Source organism: Candidatus Deferrimicrobiaceae bacterium (genome assembly GCA_035256765.1).
Classification (GTDB): Bacteria; Desulfobacterota; Deferrimicrobia; order Deferrimicrobiales; family Deferrimicrobiaceae; genus CSP1-8.
The window spans coordinates 1-5,530 of record DATEXR010000159.1 but is presented as its reverse complement, the minus strand read 5'-3'; the positions used below and the strand labels follow the sequence as shown (position 1 = coordinate 5,530).

The following is a 5,530-nucleotide window of genomic DNA, read 5'->3' as shown; positions in this document are numbered from 1 at the left end:
TCGATCAGGGTGAAGCCTTTGGTGTTCTTCCTTTTCATCAGTTGGAACATGCCGCTCTCCTTTCCCAGGGGGGGAATATTGTTATGCCTATCGAACAGCAATCCCCGTGCCAACGTCACGAGCTGATGTCATCGACATCGTTCACTATGTTTTTCATCTGGTCGATGTGCCAGATATCCACAATACTGTCGGAATCGATATTTCCCCAACCGTATGCCGCAAAGGAGTTGTCGTTCGCGGCCGGGGTCGCGGAAGCCGGTTTGGGGTTTACGGTATTGTCCTTGCCGAAATATTCGGTTCCCACGGAGTAGGTGTAATGGGCCACCCCGACGGGCACCCAGCGAATCTCGACGAAACTTCCGGAATATCGGTCCTTTTCTGCGAAATAGGACAATTCGGCCTTGTAAATGGCTTCCAGGTTGGATTTCACTTCCGACCTTCGCGTCTGGCTGACAAAGCTTAAGAAATTCGGGATGGCGATCGCGGCGAGAATGCTGATGATCGCCACCACGATCATCAGCTCGATCAGCGTGAATCCTCTGTTTTTCTTCAATATTCCCACCTTTATCAGGCCGCTGTACATAGTCGGGGGGGATTAGGAGCAGGATTCGTGCCGATTACTCGATCCCGTGTTTATCGAGACGATAACGTATGGAACGGAATGAAATATTGAGGAGTTTCGCCGCTTCGGTCTTGTTCCCGCCCGTCTTTTCCAAGGCCTTGAGAAGCATCGTCTTCTCGAGCCGGTCCATTTCCTCGTCCAGCGAGACGACTTCCCCGTCGGCAAGTTCCGGGTAGAACGGGATCGAAGCCTCTTCCCGGATGCCCATTTTTGTCACATTTGGGGGGAGGGATTCCAGGGAAATGACATCTTTTGTCTCTATGATCGTCGCCCTTTCGAGGATGTTTTCCAGTTCCCGCACGTTCCCCGGGAAATCGTAGGAGAGCAGGGCGCGCATCGCCTCCCCGTCGATCCGGGCGATCCGCTTGCCGGTCTTCTCCCCGAACTTCATCAGGAAATGCCGGACGAGAGTCGGGATGTCCTCTCTCCGCTCGCGGAGGCCGGGGACCACGATCTGGATGACGTTGAGCCGGAAGAAGAGATCGTCCCGGAAGGCGCCGCCCTTCATCAGCTCCTCGAGGTTCTGCTTGGAGGCACAGAGGATCCGCACGTCCACGGAGATGTCGTCGTTCCCCCCGATCCTCCGGAAGGAGCGCTCCTGGATCGCCCGCAGCAGCTTGCTCTGCATGTTGGGGGGAAGCTCTCCCACCTCGTCCAGGAACAGCGTCCCCCGGTGGGCCTGTTCGAACAGGCCCTTCTTCTGCTGCACCGCGCCGGTGAAGGCGCCGCGCATGTGGCCGAAGAGCTCGCTCTCCATCAGCGTTTCGGGGATGGCGGCGCAGTTGATGGGGACGAACGGGAAATCCCGCCGGTCGCTCCGGGAGTGCAGGGCCGCGGCGACCAGTTCCTTCCCGGTCCCGCTTTCCCCCATGATCATCACGTTGGCGTTGGTGGGCGCGACCCGCTCGATCATCTCGAAGATCTTGAGCATCGCCTCGCAGCGGCCGACGATCCCCTCGTAGACCGAGGTTTCCAGAACTTCTTCCCGAAGGGCCCGGGTGCGGATTTCCGCCGTCTCCTTGCGGGCGATCGCCTTCCGGATGAAATCGCGCATCTGGCCGAGGTCGAACGGCTTGGTGATGCAGTCGGCCCCGAGGTTGAGCGCGTCCTTGTCGACGTAATCGTAGGCCCCAAGCTTCATCGCCTCGACCGCCGACTTGTGCTCGGCGTAGGCGGTCATCACCACCACCTCGGTGGACGGGTTCTTCTGGATCGCCGCCCGAAGGACCTTGAGGCCGTCGTCCTCGCCGGACATCCGCAGGTCGGTCAGAACGAGGTCGTAGACGTTCCTGCCGATGGCCTGTTCCGCCTCCTCGAGGGAGGCGGCCGTGTCGACCTCGTACCCCTCCTTCTCGAGGAAGATCTCGAGGAACTGCCGAAGGCTCTGCTCGTCGTCGACTACGAGTATGTATTCCTTCATGTCCGGTTCCTTCGCGGGACGGGGGTCACCCGGTCCCGGTAAGGGGTTCTTCCGCCTTCTTCCCCTTGCACCCCTTGCGCAGACAGACGATCTCCGTCCGCCCGCCTTTTCTGACCTTCTCCGCCATCGCGGGGTAGCCGCAGACCGGGCACGGTCCCTCCACGGGCCGGCTCCACGAGGCGAACCGGCATTCCGGGTAGCGGGAGCAGCTGTAGAACATTTTCCCCGCCCGGGAGGACCGTTCCACCATCTCCCCCTCGCCGCACTCGGGACATCCCACCCCGGTCCCGTACGGGCGGCTGTTGCGGCACTCGGGGTAGCCGGAACAGCCGATGTACCGGGATCCCTTCCAGCGGCGGACGACCATCGCTTTGCCGCACTTGTCGCACGCAACGCCCGCCTCCTCGTCGGGGGCAAGCTCCACGCCTCCCCCGGGAGTCTCCCGGAAGTTCGCCGTGTGTCGGCACTGGGGGTAATTCCGGCAGGCGAGGAACTTCCCCGCCCGCCCGAACCGGATTACCATCTCCCCGCCGCACGACGGGCAGGGGATCCCCGTGGCGATGAGCTCTTCCTTGAGTTCGGGCATCGCGCTCTTCGCGCGCTCGAGCTCCTCCGAGAACGGCCGGTAGAAATCGTCGAGCGCCCGGCCCATCTCGCGCTCCCCCTCCTCGATCTGGTCGAGCTCCTCCTCCATCCGGGCGGTGAAGGCGACATCCATCACGTTCGGAAAGGACTCCTCGAGGAGCTCCGTGACGATCCGGCCGAGGTCCGTGGGGAGAAACTTCCTGTCCTCCATCCCGACGTACCCGCGATCCCGGATCGTCTTGACGATCGAGGCGTACGTGGACGGCCGCCCGATCCCCTGCTCCTCCAGCTCCTTGATGAGGGAACTTTCGGTAAACCGGGGGGCCGGCTGGGTGAAGTGCTGCGCGTCCACGAGTTCCCGGAGCACGAGGGACTCCCCCTCGCCAAGGACGGGCAGGATGTTTCCCTCCCCCTTCTCTTCGTCCTTTTCCTCCTCCTGCTCCCCGGCAGGACCGGTCCTCTCCCCGTTTCCCTCCTGGTACAGTTCGAGATACCCGAGGAACCGCGGGATCGACCCCGTCGCCCGGAACAGGTAGCCGGCGGCCGGAGGGGTGGAAGGTTCGCAGAGGATGTCGATCGCGGTCTGCTCGAACTCCGCGGCCGCCATCTGGGAGGCGACGAACCGGTTCCAGATCAGCTCGTACAAGCGGTACTGGTCGCGGCTCAGGATCGGCTTGACCTTCGCCGGCGGGAACTCCATCGACGTGGGGCGAATCGCCTCGTGGGCGTCTTGCGCGGACTTTCGGTTCCGGTAGGCGTGGGGAGCCGGCGGCAGATAGGACTCGCCGTGCGCCTTCCGGATGGTGTCGCGCGCCGCGGCCACCGCCTCGTCCGCCACCCGGACGGAGTCCGTCCGCATGTACGTGATGAGGCCCACGAGCCCCGCGTCGGGGACGTCGACTCCCTCGTAGAGGGATTGGGCGACCATCATCGTGCGGTAGGAGGGCATGCGGAGCTTCCTCGCCCCCTCCTGCTGGAGCTTGGAGGTCGTGAACGGCGGGGGGGGGGTTCGCCGCCGCATCTTCTTGCGGATCTCCCGGACCCGGAACGGGCCGTTCTCCACGGCTTTCCGAAAGGTGAGAGTCTCCTCCCCCGTCCGGAGCCTCACCTTCTCTCCCCCCGCCTCCACAAGCTTCGCGGGGAACTCGGGGGGCACGCTGCCCGCGAAGCGCGCGGTGAGCGACCAGTACTCCTCGGGGACGAAAGAGACGATCTGCTTCTCCCTTTCCCATATGATCTTCACGGCGACGGACTGGACCCTCCCCGCCGAGAGACCGCGCCTGACCTTCTTCCAGAGAAGGGGACTCAGGGAGTAGCCCACGATGCGGTCGAGAATGCGCCTGGCCTGCTGAGAGTCGAACTTGTTCCTGTCGAGGGAACGGGGGTCCGCCATCCCCTGGGCGACCCCCTTCTTCGTGATCTCGTGGAAGAGGACCCGCCGGACTTCGGCGGGGGGGGGCGCCGCTTCCCCTATCTTCCTCTTCCGGCCGCGCGCGCCGCCTTCCCGGATCGCCTCGGCGATGTGCCAGGCGATCGCCTCCCCTTCGCGGTCCGGGTCGGGAGCGAGGTAGACCGTCTTCACCGAGCGGGAGGCGTCAAGGATCTCGGAGAGCACTTTTTTGCGGTCCTTGATGACGATGTATTTAGGGACGAATCCTTTTTCGATGTCCACGCCCAGACGGCTTTTCGGAAGATCCATCACGTGCCCCATGGAGGGCAGGACCTGGTAGCCCCGCCCGAGGATCTTCTTTATCGTCCTGGCTTTCGCCGGGGATTCGACGATGACGAGCGCCTTGGCCATTCTTCCTCCTGGGGCGGCACCCTATGCGCCATCGCGCACGGGCCTTCCGGATTTCGACATGGTTTTATAATAGTCCCCGCTCCGCCTTGCAAGCAATTTTCTCCACTCCATATCCAGGAGACAGGGCAAGAGCTCCTGCACGGGGATCTCCAGGGAAACGGCGATTTCGTTCACGTGACGCTCCACGGACAGGAACCGCAGGATCCGCCGCTCGAGATCCCCTGTCCCTTCCGGCCTCTCGCCGCCCGCATCCGGCGACGGCACGAAACCCTCCCCTCCAACACCAAGAGCCAGGAGCACGTCCGACGCCCCGGTGACCATCGCGGCCCCCTCCATGAGGAGCCGGTTGCTCCCCTCCGTGTGGGGAAACACGGGGCTTCCCGGAACGGCCATCACCTCCCTTCCCTGTTCGAGGGCGAACCGCGCCGTGATGAGCGCGCCGCTTTTCGCCGAAGCTTCCGCCACCACCACGGCCCTCGACATCCCGCTGATGATGCGGTTCCTCGCCGGGAACCGGCGGGCCAGCGGCAGCGTCCCGGGGGGGAATTCGGAGACGATCGCCCCCCTGTCGAGAATGGCATCCCGGAGCCGCGTCGCCTCGGGGGGGTAGCAGACGTCCACACCGCAGCCCAGGACGGCGATGGTCCTCCCCCCTGCGGATATCGACCCCTCGTGTGCGGCCGCGTCGATCCCCCGGGCCATCCCGCTTACCACGGTGACCCCCCGGAACGCAAGTTCGGCCGAGAGCCCCCGGGCGAACTCTTTCCCCACGGCGGTAGGGGCGCGGCTTCCCACGACGGCAACCGGGACTTCCCACGACGGGAGGGATCCCCGACAGTACAAAACCAGAGGAGCATCCCGAACGGACGCCAGCAAATCCGGGTATTCTTCGGAGCCGAGCGCGACGATCCGCGCGCCGATCCGTGCGCATTTATCGCGCACCTCGTCAGCCCTCTCGCCGGCTTCCCGGGAGGTGGCCGCCTCGATCCCCTTGTGCAGAAGGGAGTGTCCGGGGAGGGGTTCGTCGTCGGATGATCCCGGCACCCGGTCCCGGCGCGCCGCCAGCCATGAAAGGTGGCGGGCGGTAAACCCTTCCACGAGG

4 protein-coding genes are annotated in these 5,530 nt (G+C 64.1%); all 4 read right to left on the bottom strand.

What is annotated here, in order from left to right; all coding sequences use genetic code 11:
• Positions 1 to 115: 115 nt before the first annotated feature.
• Positions 116 to 553, bottom strand: a complete 438-nt coding sequence (locus VJ307_05425) for a prepilin-type N-terminal cleavage/methylation domain-containing protein (GenBank protein ID HJX73581.1) — start codon at positions 551 to 553, stop codon at positions 116 to 118.
• 64 nt (positions 554 to 617) lie between these two features.
• Positions 618 to 2,042: a sigma-54 dependent transcriptional regulator gene (locus VJ307_05420; protein ID HJX73580.1), complete on the bottom strand. Its 1,425-nt coding sequence runs from the start codon at positions 2,040 to 2,042 to the stop codon at positions 618 to 620.
• Positions 2,043 to 2,067: 25 nt separating this feature from the next.
• A complete protein-coding gene (gene topA / locus VJ307_05415) occupies positions 2,068 to 4,428 on the bottom strand; it encodes a type I DNA topoisomerase (GenBank protein HJX73579.1) in 2,361 nt (786 codons plus the stop codon).
• 21 nt (positions 4,429 to 4,449) lie between these two features.
• The coding region (gene dprA / locus VJ307_05410; protein ID HJX73578.1) for a DNA-processing protein DprA at positions 4,450 to 5,530 on the bottom strand (1,081 nt) is incomplete at its 5' end.

What these genes read in the sequence shown, in the direction of transcription:
- VJ307_05420 (HJX73580.1), bottom strand. Translation starts at nt 2,042, where the DNA reads ATGAAGGAATACATACTCGTAGTCGACGACGAGCAGAGCCTTCGGCAG.
- topA (HJX73579.1), bottom strand. Translation starts at nt 4,428, where the DNA reads ATGGCCAAGGCGCTCGTCATCGTCGAATCCCCGGCGAAAGCCAGGACG.